Below are 14,364 nucleotides of genomic sequence, written 5' to 3' on the forward strand. Positions count from 1 at the left end.
CCGGACGTCAGTCGGTGACGGCGAACGCGGCGTCCACCGGCGGGAACATCGCGCGGACGTCGTGTCCGGCGAACCAGAGACCGACGGTGAACACCGATACAGCCTCCAGATAGCGGGCCCGGTGCAGTCCGCCCGCCGGGATCGGTTGCAGCCCGAGGTCTTCGGCCAGCGCCGCGACCGCTCGCACCGCCGCCTCGTCGTCGCCGCACAGCGGGATCGCCAGGCGGCGGCCGTCGAAGATCCGCTCCTTCGCCTCCCATACCTCGGCGGCACAGAGGTTGAACGCCTTCACCACGCGCGCACCGGGCGCCTGCGCCGCGATCCCCTCCGCGACAGCGTCTTCGGCGAGCACGAACGCGGTGGTTCCCTCGGGTGCCGCGGCGTCCGGTGCGAAGGCGTTCGTGCAGTCGACGATCGTGCGGCCGGCCAGCAGGGTCCCGACGGCGTGCAGCACCTCCGGCAACGCCTGGACCGGCAACGCGAGCACGACGACATCGCCGAATCCGGCCGCCTCCCTGATCGTTCCGGCCCGAGCGCCGATCGCGGCGGCCAGTTCTCCTGCGGCGGTGGCGGACCGGGCGCCGACGAGCACCTCGTGACCGGCCGCGCTCCAGCCGCCGCCGAGCGCCCGCGCCATCGCGCCCGCCCCGATGATTCCGATTCGCATTCCAACTCCTGACTAGACAGTGTTCGCTCACAACGCTAGGAATCCCGATGGGCACTCCGGGGTGCGCGACGGCGCTGGCAAGCTGGAACGGTGAGCACGGCACCGATCGAACCGGTCACCGCCGAGCGGGTGGAGTTCGCGCCGTACGGCGACTTCGAATCCGATTGCCCCGCGCGGATGGGTGTGGACATCTTCGGCAACTCCTGGTTGCCGGTGATCGTGTACATGCTGCGGGAGGGGCCCATGCGGCCCGGTGAGCTGCGCGCGGCCATCGGCGGGATCAGCCAGAAGATGCTGACGCAGACGCTGCGGCGGATGGAGCGGATGACGCTGGTGCGCCGTCACCGCTACGCCGAGGCGCCCCCGCGAGTCGAGTACGAGCTGACCGCCGCGGGCGCGGACCTGCTGATCCCGATCTACGCCCTCGGCGACTGGGTGGACAAGCACGGTCGCGCCGTGAACGAGGCGCTCGCCGACGCCGACGACGAAGCAGACTGACCGCCCGGTGAATAGGTTGCCAGTACCCCATGCCGAACAGTGCGTAAACATGCGGCTAACGGGGCCGGAAGGGCCTGTGACCTGCGCGAAACTTCACGTACCCGGCGGTGGCCTACTGGTCGGCGACCGTACGATTCAGGGGTGAGTGTTCCCCAGGCCGTGCTGCTGGCCATCTTGGCGGCTGTCGTCGGCCTGGCAGTCGGCGGGCTATTGATCCCGTATGTGAATGCCAGGCAGGCCGCGCGCAGGCAGGCCGACTCCGGTCTCACCATGTCCCAGGTCCTCGACCTGATCGTGCTCGCCTCCGAGAGCGGTATCGCGGTAGTCGACGAATACCGCGACGTCGTGCTGGTCAACCCGCGCGCGGAGGAGCTCGGGCTGGTCCGTAATCGCCTGCTCGACGAGCGCGCCTGGGCCGCGGTGGAGAAGGTGCTGGCCACCGGCGAATCCGCCGAGTTCGACCTCACCGCGAAGAATCCGGTCCCCGGCCGGGGCCGCATCGCGGTACGCGGCGTCGCCAGGCAACTGTCGCGCGAGGAGACCACCTTCACCGTGCTGTTCGCCGACGACGATTCCGAACAGGCCCGCATGGAGGCCACCCGCCGCGACTTCGTCGCAAACGTCAGCCACGAACTCAAGACCCCGGTCGGCGCGATGAGCCTGCTTGCCGAGGCTCTCCTGGAATCCGCCGAGGACCCCGACGCCGTGCGACACTTCGGTCAGCGCGTGCTCGGCGAATCGCGCCGCCTCGGCAAGATGGTGACCGAGCTGATCGCCCTCTCCCGCCTGCAGGGCGCGGAGAAACTGCCCGAACTCGAGGTGGTGGACGTGGACACCGTGGTCACGCAGGCGGTCGATCGTTCCCGCACCGCCGCCGAAGCCGCCGGGATCACGGTCAGCACCGACCGCCCGAGCGGGCTCGAGGTACTCGGCGACGAAACCCTGCTGGTCACCGCCCTGTCCAACCTGGTGGAGAACGCGATCGCCTACTCACCGGCCGGTTCGCACGTGTCGGTGAGCCGCTCGCTGCGCGGTGATCACGTGGCGATGGCGGTCACCGACCGCGGCATCGGCATCGCCAAGGAGGACCAGGAGCGGGTGTTCGAGCGATTCTTCCGGTCCGACAAGGCGCGTTCGCGTCAGACGGGCGGCACCGGACTCGGCCTGGCTATCGTCAAACACGTGGCCGCCAACCACAACGGGGAAATCACCCTGTGGAGCAAGTTGGGCACCGGATCGACGTTCACCTTGCGCATACCCGCCCACCACGAAGCAGGCGCCGACGACGACCACGACGGCGCCGTGGTGAGCACGATAGAAACAAGCCCGCGTCCTACCGGACCGGGCCGACCGAATGGTGTGGAGGCACGCAGATGACGAGTGTTCTGATCGTCGAGGATGAGGAGTCGCTGGCCGATCCGCTCGCGTTCCTGCTGCGCAAGGAGGGTTTCGAGGTCACCGTGGTCGGTGACGGGCCGTCCGCGCTCGCCGAGTTCGACCGGTCCGGTGCGGACATCGTCCTGCTCGACCTCATGCTGCCCGGCATGAGCGGCACCGACGTGTGCAAGCAGTTGCGCACCCGCAGCGGCGTCCCGGTGATCATGGTCACCGCGCGCGACAGCGAGATCGACAAGGTGGTCGGCCTCGAGCTGGGCGCCGACGACTACGTCACCAAGCCGTATTCCGCGCGCGAACTCATCGCGCGCATCCGCGCCGTGCTGCGCCGCGGCGCGGGCGACGAACTGGACGGCACCAACGAGAGCGGCGTGCTGGAAGCCGGTCCGGTCCGGATGGACGTGGACCGGCACACCGTGATGGTGAACGGCAAGCCGGTCACGTTGCCGCTCAAGGAGTTCGATCTGCTCGAATACCTGCTCCGCAATTCCGGGCGGGTGCTCACCCGCGGTCAGCTGATCGACCGCGTGTGGGGCGCCGACTATGTCGGCGACACCAAGACTTTGGATGTGCACGTCAAGCGACTGCGCTCGAAGATCGAGGCGGACCCGGCCAAGCCGGAACACCTGGTCACGGTGCGCGGCCTCGGCTACAAACTGGAGGCATGACCGCCCGCGCGGCGCGGAACACGAACGGCCGAGAGCACCGCGGTGCTCTCGGCCGTCGCGTCGGCGGACGTCAGGGGAAGTAGATCCAGGTGGTGCCGAGCGGGGTCTCGGTCTTCTGCAGGGTGATCCAGCCCAGATCGTCTTCCTGCATGCAGTCGTAGAGGTCCGCGGTGTTGGTGCCGCGGCAGGCGATGGTGTGCGAGGTGCCGTACGGGCTGGCGATCAGGAGCTTGCCCGCGGCCTTGGCGTTGACCGCCGCCGGATCGGTGGCCGCCACGAACTCCGTGGTGAAGTCGTAGAACTTGTGCGGGTCGCCGTTCGGCTCCGCGTGGGCTACTCCGGTCAGCGAGAGGGCGGCGCCCAGGGCGATGGTCGCTGCGGTGAGAACTTTCTTGGACATAACCGCACATCAAACCCCATCGGAGTGAAGCGCGCATGGCGACGGGGTGAACCACGCGCGGTACCGAGCGGCGAACGGCCGCCCTATCGGGCGCTCGGTCGGCAAACGATCAGGCGAGCGGATCCGTGGAATCGGGCATCCGCTCGGCATGCACCGTCGCCGGATGGACGGCGATCAGGCCGAGGCCCTCGCGGCGCTTGCAATGCCTGGCCAGCTCCGCGTAGGCGGGCGCGCCGATCAGTTCGGTCAGCTCGGGGCCGTAGGACCGCCAGACCGGCTTGCTGCCGACGTGCGCGTCGGGGGAGCCGGAGCAGTACCAATCCAGATCGGCGCCGCCGGGCCCCCAGCCGCGGCGGTCGTACTCGGTGATCACGGTGCGCAGGATCTGCACGCCGTCGGGCCGGTCCACCCAGTCCTGGGTGCGGCGGATCGGCAGCTGCCAGCACACGTCCGGCTTCACCTCCAGCGGCTCCATGCCACGCCGCAGCGCCATGGTGTGCAGGGCGCAGCCGACGCCCCCCGCGAAGCCGGGGCGATTCAGGAAGATGCAGGCGCCTTCGAACCGGCGTGTGCGCAGCGCGGGCTCGTCGTCCAACTCGTCGAGTTCCAGGTAGCCGGCCCTGGTGATCTTGCCCTGCGCGTTGGTCGCCTCGCCCCGCAGCTGCCAGTCCTGGGGTGTGAGCATCTTCACAGCGCGACTCAGCCGTTTGCGGTCGTCCTCGTCGGAGAGGAACGCGCCGTGCGAGCAGCAGCCGTCATCCGGCCGGTCGGACAGGATGCCCTGACAGGCGGGGGTGCCGAACACGCACGTCCACCTCGACAGCAGCCAGGTCAGATCGGCGACGATCAGATGCTCGTCGTTTGCCGGATCGACGAACTCGATCCACTCCCGGGGAAAGTCGGGATCGACTTCGGGGGCTGGGTCGATCTTCCCCGCTGGTCGGGGCCGGGTCTGGCTGCTCTGGGATGCGCCTACCGTCACGAAATAGGACGCTAACAGTTCAGTCGCCTGGGTTGTAGTGCCGCGTCACCCAGTACCGTGTTCATGTGCGGCTTGGGGTACTCGATGTCGGAAGCAATACCGTTCACCTGCTCGTGGTGGACGCGCATCGTGGCGGTCACCCCCTGCCGATGAGCTCGACGAAGGCCACCTTGCGGCTGGCGGAGAACATCGACGCCGCTGGGTGCATCACCGAGGCGGGCGCGCAGCGGCTGATCGACACCGTCGCCGAATTCGCCAGCATCGCCGAGACGTCCAAATGCGTCGAACTGATGCCGTTCGCCACCTCGGCGCTGCGCGAGGCGGCCAACTCCGAAGAGGTGCTCGGCCGCGTGCGCGCCGCGACGGGCGTCGACCTGCGGGTGCTGACCGGCGTCGACGAGGCGCGGCTGACCTTTCTCGCGGTGCGCCGGTGGTACGGCTGGAGCGCCGGGCGCATTCTCAATCTGGACATCGGCGGCGGCTCGCTGGAAATGACCAACGGCGGTGACGAGGAACCCGACGTCGCGGTGTCCCTACAGCTCGGCGCGGGCCGGTTGACCAGGGAATGGCTGCGCGAGGACCCGCCGGGCAAGCGGCGGGTGGCCGTGCTGCGCGACTGGCTCGACGCCGAATTGGTGGTGCCTGCGAAGAAGCTGCTCGAGCCGGGCAAGCCCGATCTGGCCGTTGGCACTTCGAAGACATTCCGGTCGCTTGCCCGACTGACCGGAGCGGCGCCCTCGGCGGCGGGCCCGCGGGCGCGTCGTACACTCACGAGCTCGGGCCTGCGCCAACTGATTGCGTTCATCTCGCGAATGACGGCGGCGGACCGTGCAGAATTGGAAGGCGTAAGTTCCGATCGGTCACAGCAATTGGTGGCCGGCGCATTGGTCGCGGAGGCGAGTATGCGGGCACTTTCGCTTGATTCCTTGGAGATTTGTCCGTGGGCGCTGCGTGAAGGGCTCATCCTGCGCAAACTGGATACCGATATGAATGGTGGACCCGAAGCAACGTACTCAGCGGGCACGGCGACCGGAGACGGTCGGCCTGCGTCCGGCGGCGGCACGCCCGCGCCGGGCTCGATCGGGACGGTGTCGTCATGAGTGAGGACTCCAAACAGCTGTCGGTCGCGGAACTGCTGGCACGAAACGGCCAGCAGAGCGGTGGCTCGTCCGGCGGTGGCAGGCGTCGCCGCAGTGGCCGGGGCATCTCCGTCGCCGAACTGACCGGCGACCTGCCGGTCATCCGGGAAGGTGGTGGTCACTCCGCGCACGCGGCGCCCGATGCCGGAGCGGAGGAGCCCGCCTACGCGCCGCCCTCCTACGATCCGCCCCCGCCGGAGCCCGCGTCCTACGCGTCCGAGCCGCAGCCCGACCCGTCGTCGTATTCGCCCATGTCGGGCCCGATTTCGATGTACGACCCGCTGGCCGGCTACGCGCAGCCCGACCCGCCGCGAGCCGATCCGCCCCCCGGGCGATCCAGCCGGGTCATGCCCGGCCGGGACATGCCCTCCGCACGGCACGGCACGTCCTACGATCCCCTGTCGCCGGATACCCCGGTGTCGGACCTGTTTTCGGCGGCCCCGGGTCCGTACGTGCCCGACCTGCCGGGTGGCGTGCCCGAGACGCCTCCGCGCTCGGGGCGCAGGCGCAGGCGGGAGGAACCGGAGGAGGAGGCCACCGAGGTCCGGTCCTGGCACGAGGTCCGGCCCGAGCCGTTCGGCCGGGAGCCGCTGCCCGGTCGCGGAGCAGGCGAACCGGGCCGCAACGGCCGCGCGGAGTTCGAGGAGCCCGGCTTCGGCCGCTCGCCTCTTCCCGAGCGCAACGGCGCCGGGGGCGGTCGCGCCGCGCGGCGCAGGGCGGCGGAGGCCGCGGAAGCGGCCGAGGATCTCGGCCCGTCCACCGCGGCCTGGTCACCCGCCACCGGTGGTTTCGCCCCGGAGTCGGAACCGCTGCCCCTCCCGCCGCCGCCCGATCCGCGTCCGAAGCCGGGCAGGCCCGCGGCGCCCGATCCGCAGCCGGACGCGCATCGAAGACCAGCTCGCCGGGAGGGCGTCGGCGAGAACGGTCTGCCGGCCTGGTCGGCCCGGCGGCACAAGCCGCAGGGCGATCCCCCGCCGGAATCCGGCGGCATTCCGACGGCCGCGTGGTCGCTGGCCAACCAAGACCAGCAGTTGCTCTCCGGCCAGACGGTCGCAGGCGACCTGCTGCGCGATGGCGTCGACCGGGCCGAGCGCGGCGCTGCGCGGCGCGGCGGTCGCGGTGGGCGCGGTGGGCGCGGTGGGCGCGCCGCCGAGGTGGCGGAGATGGACGGCGTCACCGACGTCTACGAGCCGATCGAGCTGGACGAGGACGACGATGACGACCTCGCCGACGAACCTCGCGCCGCCACCAGGGCAACCGTGCCGCGCCGGTCCAGGGCGGCCAAGAAGGCGGAGGACGACGAAAACCGGCGCCAGTGGATGATCCTCGGCGGTCAGAGCATCGGCGCCGCTGTCGCGGGCATGCTGCTGTTCAAAGGCTTCGAGCGCATGTGGGAGATGCTCCCGTGGGTGGCGCTGGCGCTGGCGATGATCGTGATTCTCGGTCTGGTGGCCCTCGTGCGGATTCTGCGCAGGACCGACGACATCCTCAGCACCGTGATCGCCGTGGTCGTGGGCATCTTCGTCACGCTGGGGCCGTTGGCATTTCTTCTCAGCACGAACTGAGCAGGGAGCAGTCGTGGCGAATATAGGACAGGCGAACGAGACCGGGGTGGGGTCGCGCACCGGCGCGGGCCCCCCGGACGACGGCGGGGATCTGTCCCGGCCGAAGCCGATCCAGGTGGGGCTCTCGACCGCCTCGGTGTACCCGCAGAATACGGAGGCCGCGTTCCGGTACGCCGCCGAACTCGGTTACGACGGCGTCGAGCTGATGGTCTGGGCCGAACCCGCCAGTCAGAGCATCGCCACCGTGCAGGCCTACTCGCGCCGGTACGGTGTGCCGGTGCTCGCGGTGCACGCGCCATGCCTGTTGATCTCGCAGCGGGTGTGGGGGTCGGATCCCGTGGCGAAACTCGAGCGCAGTGTGCGCACCGCCGAGTCGCTCGGCGCGAGCACGGTGGTCGTGCACCCGCCGTTCCGCTGGCAGCGCCGCTATGCCGCCGGGTTCGCCGCGCAGGTGGCCGAGCTGGAAGACAACAGCCCGGTGATCGTCGCGGTGGAGAACATGTTCCCGATGCGGGCGGACACGCTGTTCGGCCGGCGGGAGGGCGCGGTGAAACGGCTGGAGCGGCGCGGCGGCCCGGGTCCGGCGCTCACCGCCTTCAGCCCCTCCTATGACCCGACCGACACCGGCTTCCGCCACTACACGCTGGATCTGTCGCACACCGCCACCGCCGGTGCCGACCCCTTGGCCCTGGCCGCCCGCATGGGCCCCGGTCTGGCCCATCTGCATCTGGCCGACGGCCGGGGCGCCGCGCACGACGAACATCTCGTACCCGGCGAGGGCTCCCAACCGTGCGTGGAGGTGTGCGCGACCCTGGTCCGCACCGGTTTCACCGGTCAGGTCGTCGCCGAGATCAATACGCAGAACGCGCGCACCACCAAGGAGCGGGCCGACATGCTGCATCGCACGCTGGCCTTCGCGCGCAAGCATCTGGTCGTGGCCGCCGCGCCCACGCCCGCCGGCGCGAGCCGGAGGTCGCCCGAACCACCGATGTGACGCTCGTCGCTTCGTCCGGTATGCGGCGATGCGATCCTGTCCGAGGTGCGTTGTACGCTGTACGAACCCCTCGGCGGCAGTCCGGCTACGTGGCCGCGAATGCCGCCATCGGGTGGGGTCGACGGAGGACAGGAGTGAGGATGACGACGGAGCTGACGGCCGATTTCGGCCCGGCGGCCACGACCGACGCACCGTTCAGCCGGGTGTGCGCGCTGGAAGAGGTGCCGCCCACCGCCCCGGGAACCGGTCGCTATCTGGGCATCATCGACGACATCTGGACCATCGGCCCGAAGGTGCACGGCGGGACGATGGTCGCCGCGAGCGCGGCAGCGGCGACGAATTGGCTGCGTGCGTCCGATCCCGCGCTGGTCGGCATGGCGCCGATCGCCGCCAGTTCCGATTTCCTCGGCGCCCCGAACCCCGGCGAGGTCGAGTACGAGGTGCGGGTTCGCAAGATCGGTCGACAGATCTGCCTGGCCGACACCGACCTCGTCCAGGACGGTCGCGTCCTGGTGCGCACGGCGCTGACGTTCAGCCGCCTCGACGACGCCGACCCGATCTACGCGCCGGAGCATTCCGACATGCCCGAGCAGCCGCCTGCCGACGCCGTCGGCTATGAGCCCGGCTCCACGATGGGTGACATCGTGCACGTCGGCCGCGGCGCCGAGATCCATCTCGACCGCGAGTGGGCCCGCTTCCTCGATGGCGCGAAGGGCGAGCCGCGGCTGCGCATGTGGATGCGCCCGAGGCCGGGCGACGAACAGGACCCCGACGTCGCGATGTACTTCGCCATGATGAGCGCCGACATGAGTCCGCCGGTGCCGATGAACCTCGGTCACTTCGGCTGGGCCCCCACCGTGCAGATGACCACCTACCTGCGTCGCAGGCCCGCGCCGGGCTGGCTGCGGATCATCGCGACCACGCATGAGGTGGGCGGCCGCATGTTCGATGAGGACCAGCTGGTGCTCGACTCGACCGGCGCGGTCGTCGCGCAGAGTCGTCAGCTGGCGCTCGTTCCCCAGCGCTGAGCCCCGGCGCGCGCCGTCTAGCCTTGAGCCCCATGACGAGAATTGCGGTGATCGGTGGCGGGCGCATCGGGGAGGCGTTGGTCGCCGGGTTGCTGGAGTCCGGGCGGCTGACCAAGGACCTGGTCGTCGTGGAGACCCACCGGGAGCGGGCACATCAGCTCGCCGACCGCTTCGGGATCCGGGTCACCGACGACTTGGCCGATGCCGCCATCGGCGCGGATCTGCTGGTGATCGCGGTGAAACCGGGCGATGTGGACGCCGTGCTCGCGCCGCTGGGCAAGGCGGAGATCGGCAGCGACCGCGATCAGGTCCTGGTCTCGCTGGCCGCCGGTGTGCCGACCGCGCGGCTGGAGGGCAAGATGCCCGCCGGATTCCCGGTGGTGCGGGTGATGCCGAATACGCCGATGCTGGTGGGGCAGGGGATGAGCGTCATCGCGCCGGGTCGCTACGCGCGCGACCAGCATCTGGAGCTGGTCGCCGAGATCCTCGGCGCGGTCGGCAAGGTGGTCACGGTGGCGGAGAGCCAGATGGACGCGGTCACCGCCGTGTCCGGATCGGGGCCCGCCTATTTCTTCCTGGTCGTGGAGGCCATGGTCGACGCGGGCGTCGGGCTGGGGCTCACCAGGGATGTGGCCACCCAGCTCGTCGTGCAGACCATGGTCGGCTCGGCCGCCCTGCTGGACGGCTCCGGTCAGACCGCCGCGGAACTGCGCGCCGCGGTCACCTCGCCCGCGGGCACCACCGCCGCGGCGATCCGCGAGCTGGAGCGCGGAGGACTACGCTCGGCATTCCTGGAAGCGCTCTTCGCGGCCAAGCAACGGTCGGTCGAACAAGGCGCGTCCGCGGAGTGACCGGTCTGTATGAAATCGGAAAACCCGATTTCTCACTCCCGTCGCAGTAACACCACTGGTCCCGCTAAGCTTCAAGGAGCACGTGCGTGTCTGTTCCGCCGGTGGGGAAGCCGGTGGCGCGGACGTGCCGGAGGTCAATGGTGCAATGATGTCTGCGAACAAGATGTCTGCGAATTCCGGAGCGTCCGGCGGCTCCGGTCCCGCGGGCGGTCGGGGGAATTCCCGTACCCAGCGTGAGGCCGCGACGCAGGGGCAATCCGTGCTCGGCGGCGGCACCCAGTTTCTCACCGTCGCCGAAGTGGCGAGTCTGATGCGGGTGTCCAAGATGACGGTCTACCGGCTGGTGCACTCGGGCGAGTTGCCCGCCGTGCGCGTCGGCCGATCGTTCCGGGTGCACGCCAAGGCGGTACACGACTATCTGGAAACGTCCTATTTCGACGCCGGATGAGGCGGTTTCGAGACCTGCGGGGCGTGCCGGTACGATAGACCCTCGGTTCGTGTTCGCCCGCCGGTGGCATCGCTGTTCGTTGCCTCGTGGTATCCGGCGGCGCGAACACGGGGCGTGAGCTTGCCCAGTGACCCCGGCCCGTCGGCCGGGGCCAGGGCGGACGGACGTCCGGCAATCGCGCACGGGCAGCGTGCGCGCCGAGTAGAGAGAACGCGAGGACAGCCCTATGGGTTCTGTGATCAAGAAGCGCCGCAAGCGCATGTCGAAGAAGAAGCACCGCAAGCTGCTTCGCCGCACGCGTGTCCAGCGGCGCAAACTCGGCAAGTAGGCATCGCTGCGTGTTAGCTGCGAGGGGCCCGTCACCAATAGGTGACGGGCCTTTTGTTTGAAATTTGAAATTTTGGAATCGCCATTTGTATCACGTGACTGAAGTCATCGTTAGATCCTGGTTAATACTCTCGGTGAGCGGGTAGGCAGCCGCTACGCTGGGCACTGGGAATAATCACAAGGGCGGGCTGGCAAGGGAAAGGGTGCCGGTGGGTTCTGAGGGTCGGGAAGGACACGCGCCGAAGGTAGTGCTGGTCACTGGAGCCAGCCGCTTCTTCGGCGGCACGGTCGTCGCACGCCTCGCCCAGGATCCCGGGATCGAGCGCATTCTCGCCGTCGACACGATGACCCCCGGTCGAGAGTTGCAGCGGCGCATGGGCCGCGCCGAATTCGTGCGAGCGGACATCCGAAACCCGTTGATCCGTAAGGTGATCGATGGTGGCGAGGTGGACACCGTGGTGCACACCGCCCTGCTGACCCGCCCGCCCGCGGGCGGCGGCCGCGCGGTGATGAAGGATCACAACGTCCTCGGCGCGATGCAACTGTTCGCGGTGTGCCAGAAGGTGGCTTCGGTGCGCCGGGTGGTGCTGCGCTCCTCGTCGGCGGTATACGGGTGCAGTGCGAAGGATCCCGCGAAATTCAGCGAGGAAATGAGCGCCCGCACGCCACCGCGCGGAGGGTTCGCGCGCGACATGATCGATATAGAGGGTTATGTTCGCGGCCTCGCCCGGCGGCGTCCCGATATCGCCACGTCGATTTTGCGATTCGCACCGATCGTGGGCCCGCGGCTGGCCGCCCGCGGTGCGCAATATCTGCGTTCGCCGGTGACCCCGACCGTATTCGGCCGGGACGCCAGGATGCAGCTGCTGCACGAGGAGGACGCGGTGGCCGCGCTGACCCACGCGGCCCGGCGTACAGTCAGTGGCACGTATAACATTGCGGGTGACGGCGCGCTGACGCTGTCGCAGGCGGTCCGGCGGGCGGGCCGGATCGAGTTGCCCGTTCCCTTCACGATGTTCCGCACCGCGGGTCGTTTCCTCATGAGCCCGGTGATGCGGGAGTTCTCCGCCGAACAGCTCGACTATTTCCACTTCGGCTGTGGCCTGGACACCACGCGCATGCGCACCGAACTCGAGTTCGTGCCGCGCTGGACAACGGTGCAGGCGTTCGACGATTTCATCGGGGGCGCAGCGTTGCGGCCCGTAGTCGATCCAGCGTGGATCGACGCCGCAGAACACAAACTGCTCGGCCTGCTCGGGGCCGGTACGGGAGCACACCAATGAATGACGTAGCGAAAGTCATCCAACTCCACGATCTGCAGATCGAGACGCGCCAGCGTCCGGTGCCACGCCGCCTGGCCGCTCCGAGTCCGGTGACCTCGCTGGTCGAGCGGCGCGCGGCGGTGACGCCCGCCGCGCCGCAGTCGCTGTCCGGGATGCTGCGCGGGGCGCTCGGCAAGCAGATCTCCAAGACCGCGGACTTCGCGCGCCGCAGGCTCACCGGCGACTACCAGGTCGACGAATTCGGTTTCGACGAGCACCTGCTCGAGTCGGTCATCCTGCCCGCCCTGCGCCCCCTGTCGGACCTGTGGTTCCGGGTAGAGGTCAGCGGGATCGACAACCTGCCGGAGGCGGGTGGCGCGCTGATCGTGGCCAACCACGCGGGCACCGTGCCGCTGGACGGCCTGATGCTGCAGCTGGCCGTACACGACCGGCACCCCAAGCAGCGCGCGCTGCGCTTGCTGGCGGCCGACCTGATCTTCGAGACGCCGGTGCTCGGTGTGCTGGCGCGCCGCGCGGGCCACACCCTGGCCTGCCGGGAGGATGCCGAACGACTGCTGCGCTCCGGCGAGCTGACCGGCGTGTTCCCGGAAGGGTTCAAGGGTGTCGGCAAGCAGTACACCGATCGCTACAAGCTGCAACGCTTCGGCCGGGGCGGCTTCGTCGCCGCGGCGGTGCGCACCGGCGTGCCGATCATCCCGTGCTCGATCGTCGGCTCCGAGGAGATCTACCCGAAGCTGGCCGATCTCAAGCCGCTGGCCCGGTTGCTCGGCCTCCCGTACTTCCCGGTGACGCCGCTGTTCCCGCACCTGGGCCCGCTCGGCGCGGTACCACTGCCGTCCAAGTGGTACATCGAATTCGGCACCCCCGTCCCGACCACGCCCTACGAGCCGGAGGCCGCCGACGACCCGATGACCATGTTCGAGGTCACCGACCAGGTACGCGAGACCATCCAGCAGACGCTCTACAAGCTGCTCACCAAGCGCCGCAACGTATTCACCGGGTAGGGGTTGCTAGTGGTCTTCGCGGCGGCGGGTTACGGCGGCGGCGACGGCGCCACCTGCCGCGCCGAGGGCGAGGGCGGTGGGCACGCCGATCTTCGCGGCCTTGCGGCCGGTGCGGAAGTCGCGGATCTCCCAGCCGCGGTTCTTGGCGACTTCGCGTAGGTCCGAGTCCGGGTTGATCGCCACGGCGGTGCCGACCAGCGAGAGCATCGGCACGTCGTTGTGGCTGTCGGAATACGCGGTGCAGCGCTTGAGGTTCAGGCCCTCGCGGATCGCCAGCGTGCGCACCGCGTGCGCTTTGCCCAGGCCGTGCAGGATGTCGCCGACCAGTCGCCCGGTGAACGTCCCGTCCACGCTCTCGGCCACGGTGCCCAGCGCTCCGGTGAGGCCGAGCCGCTTGGCGATCACCTGCGCCAGTTCCACCGGGGTCGCGGTCACCAGCCACACCTGCTGGCCCGCGTCCAGATGCATCTGCGCGAGCGCGCGAGTGCCGGGCCAGATCTTGTCGGCGATGATCTCGTCGTAGATCTCCTCGCCGAGCGCGGCCAGTTCGGCGGTCGAGCGCCCGGCGATGAACGCCAGCGCCTTCTCCTTGCCACTGGCCATATCGGTGCTGTTCTCCTTGCCGGTGACCCGGAATTTCACCTGTTTCCAGGCGACGTCCACCAGATCGGAGGTCTTGAAGTACTTGCGCGCCGCCAGACCGCGGGCGAAATGCACGATGGATGCGCCCTGCACCATGGTGTTGTCGACGTCGAAGAACGCCGCCGCGGTCAGGTCGCGCGGCGCCTCGATGCCGGGCTCCGCCTCGGCCGCGGCGAGTTCCGCGTCGTGCAGGGTCAGCGCCGCGTCGGCGCTCGCCTCACCGGCCAGATTGGCCCGCAATTCCTCTTCACTCGGGCCGAAAGGGCTGCGCGAGATGCGGGCGAGCTGGTCTTGCAGACCCTGGCCCATCTGGCTCAGGTTCCACCGCGCCGGAAACTCACCGAATCGTCCCGCGATGAATCCGGCCCTCGCCACCTTCGATCGTTCCGGCACCAGTACCTCCGCCCGTCGCGCGAACCATGTCAACAGTAGCCGGATCATGCGACAGTCACGGCAGAAGGCGGCGCGCGACA

At 69.4% G+C, this 14,364-nt stretch carries 16 protein-coding genes; 12 read left to right on the plus strand and 4 right to left on the minus strand.

Going from position 1 to position 14,364, the window contains the following annotated elements:
* Positions 1–7: 7 nt before the first annotated feature.
* Positions 8–667: an NADPH-dependent F420 reductase gene (locus ACGF7Y_RS13030; protein WP_393232893.1), complete on the minus strand. Its 660-nt coding sequence runs from the start codon at positions 665–667 to the stop codon at positions 8–10.
* A gap of 90 nt (positions 668–757) precedes the next feature.
* On the opposite strand from ACGF7Y_RS13030, the gene ACGF7Y_RS13035 reads away from it, so the two are divergent.
* The 3 genes from ACGF7Y_RS13035 (at position 758) to ACGF7Y_RS13045 (ending at position 3,228) form a co-directional block, all read left to right on the plus strand.
* On the plus strand, positions 758–1,165 hold the full coding sequence (locus ACGF7Y_RS13035) for a helix-turn-helix domain-containing protein (protein ID WP_083864078.1): 408 nt from the start codon (positions 758–760) through the stop codon (positions 1,163–1,165).
* A gap of 141 nt (positions 1,166–1,306) precedes the next feature.
* Complete coding sequence (locus ACGF7Y_RS13040) at positions 1,307–2,542, plus strand: cell wall metabolism sensor histidine kinase WalK (protein ID WP_062968188.1); 1,236 nt, start codon at positions 1,307–1,309, stop codon at positions 2,540–2,542.
* On the plus strand, positions 2,539–3,228 hold the full coding sequence (locus ACGF7Y_RS13045) for a response regulator transcription factor (RefSeq protein ID WP_043733312.1): 690 nt from the start codon (positions 2,539–2,541) through the stop codon (positions 3,226–3,228). The genes ACGF7Y_RS13040 and ACGF7Y_RS13045 overlap by 4 nt, the downstream gene beginning before the upstream one ends.
* Before the next feature lie 70 nt (positions 3,229–3,298).
* On the opposite strand, the gene ACGF7Y_RS13050 is transcribed toward ACGF7Y_RS13045, so the two are convergent.
* The gene (locus ACGF7Y_RS13050) at positions 3,299–3,628 is read right to left on the minus strand and encodes a hypothetical protein (RefSeq protein WP_040870397.1); all 330 of its coding nucleotides are present in this window, start codon (positions 3,626–3,628) and stop codon (positions 3,299–3,301) included.
* A 109-nt stretch (positions 3,629–3,737) separates the two neighbouring features.
* Complete coding sequence (locus ACGF7Y_RS13055) at positions 3,738–4,610, minus strand: hypothetical protein (RefSeq protein WP_393232898.1); 873 nt, start codon at positions 4,608–4,610, stop codon at positions 3,738–3,740.
* Positions 4,611–4,675: 65 nt separating this feature from the next.
* Between ACGF7Y_RS13055 and ACGF7Y_RS13060 the strand changes: the two genes are divergently transcribed.
* From ACGF7Y_RS13060 to ACGF7Y_RS13100, 9 genes are all read left to right on the plus strand, one after another.
* Positions 4,676–5,710 carry a Ppx/GppA phosphatase family protein gene (locus ACGF7Y_RS13060; protein ID WP_051175599.1) on the plus strand — a complete coding sequence of 345 codons (1,035 nt, stop codon included), beginning with the start codon at positions 4,676–4,678 and terminating at the stop codon, positions 5,708–5,710.
* A complete protein-coding gene (locus ACGF7Y_RS13065; protein WP_393232901.1) occupies positions 5,707–7,314 on the plus strand; it encodes a hypothetical protein in 1,608 nt (535 codons plus the stop codon). The genes ACGF7Y_RS13060 and ACGF7Y_RS13065 overlap by 4 nt, the downstream gene beginning before the upstream one ends.
* Before the next feature lie 115 nt (positions 7,315–7,429).
* Positions 7,430–8,308, plus strand: a complete 879-nt coding sequence (locus tag ACGF7Y_RS13070; protein ID WP_393233167.1) for a sugar phosphate isomerase/epimerase family protein — start codon at positions 7,430–7,432, stop codon at positions 8,306–8,308.
* Positions 8,309–8,448: 140 nt separating this feature from the next.
* A complete protein-coding gene (locus tag ACGF7Y_RS13075) occupies positions 8,449–9,336 on the plus strand; it encodes a thioesterase family protein (RefSeq protein ID WP_393232903.1) in 888 nt (295 codons plus the stop codon).
* A 32-nt stretch (positions 9,337–9,368) separates the two neighbouring features.
* On the plus strand, positions 9,369–10,187 hold the full coding sequence (gene proC / locus ACGF7Y_RS13080; protein ID WP_393232906.1) for a pyrroline-5-carboxylate reductase: 819 nt from the start codon (positions 9,369–9,371) through the stop codon (positions 10,185–10,187).
* Between the two features lie 145 nt (positions 10,188–10,332).
* Positions 10,333–10,635, plus strand: a complete 303-nt coding sequence (locus tag ACGF7Y_RS13085) for a helix-turn-helix domain-containing protein (protein WP_371855955.1) — start codon at positions 10,333–10,335, stop codon at positions 10,633–10,635.
* Between the two features lie 226 nt (positions 10,636–10,861).
* Complete coding sequence (locus tag ACGF7Y_RS13090; protein WP_003402602.1) at positions 10,862–10,963, plus strand: 30S ribosomal protein bS22; 102 nt, start codon at positions 10,862–10,864, stop codon at positions 10,961–10,963.
* A 208-nt stretch (positions 10,964–11,171) separates the two neighbouring features.
* The gene (locus ACGF7Y_RS13095; protein WP_393232912.1) at positions 11,172–12,245 is read left to right on the plus strand and encodes an NAD-dependent epimerase/dehydratase family protein; all 1,074 of its coding nucleotides are present in this window, start codon (positions 11,172–11,174) and stop codon (positions 12,243–12,245) included.
* A complete protein-coding gene (locus ACGF7Y_RS13100; protein ID WP_393232915.1) occupies positions 12,242–13,249 on the plus strand; it encodes a lysophospholipid acyltransferase family protein in 1,008 nt (335 codons plus the stop codon). Before ACGF7Y_RS13095 ends, ACGF7Y_RS13100 begins: the two co-directional genes overlap by 4 nt.
* 6 nt (positions 13,250–13,255) lie before the next feature.
* Here ACGF7Y_RS13100 and ACGF7Y_RS13105 read toward each other — a convergent pair whose 3' ends face one another.
* Positions 13,256–14,200, minus strand: coding sequence for an HAD family hydrolase (locus tag ACGF7Y_RS13105; protein ID WP_393233170.1), 945 nt, complete (start codon positions 14,198–14,200; stop codon positions 13,256–13,258).
* Positions 14,201–14,364: the final 164 nt, after the last annotated feature.

The organism is Nocardia sp. NPDC047654, assembly GCF_043205035.1.
Taxonomy (GTDB): domain Bacteria; phylum Actinomycetota; class Actinomycetes; order Mycobacteriales; family Mycobacteriaceae; genus Nocardia.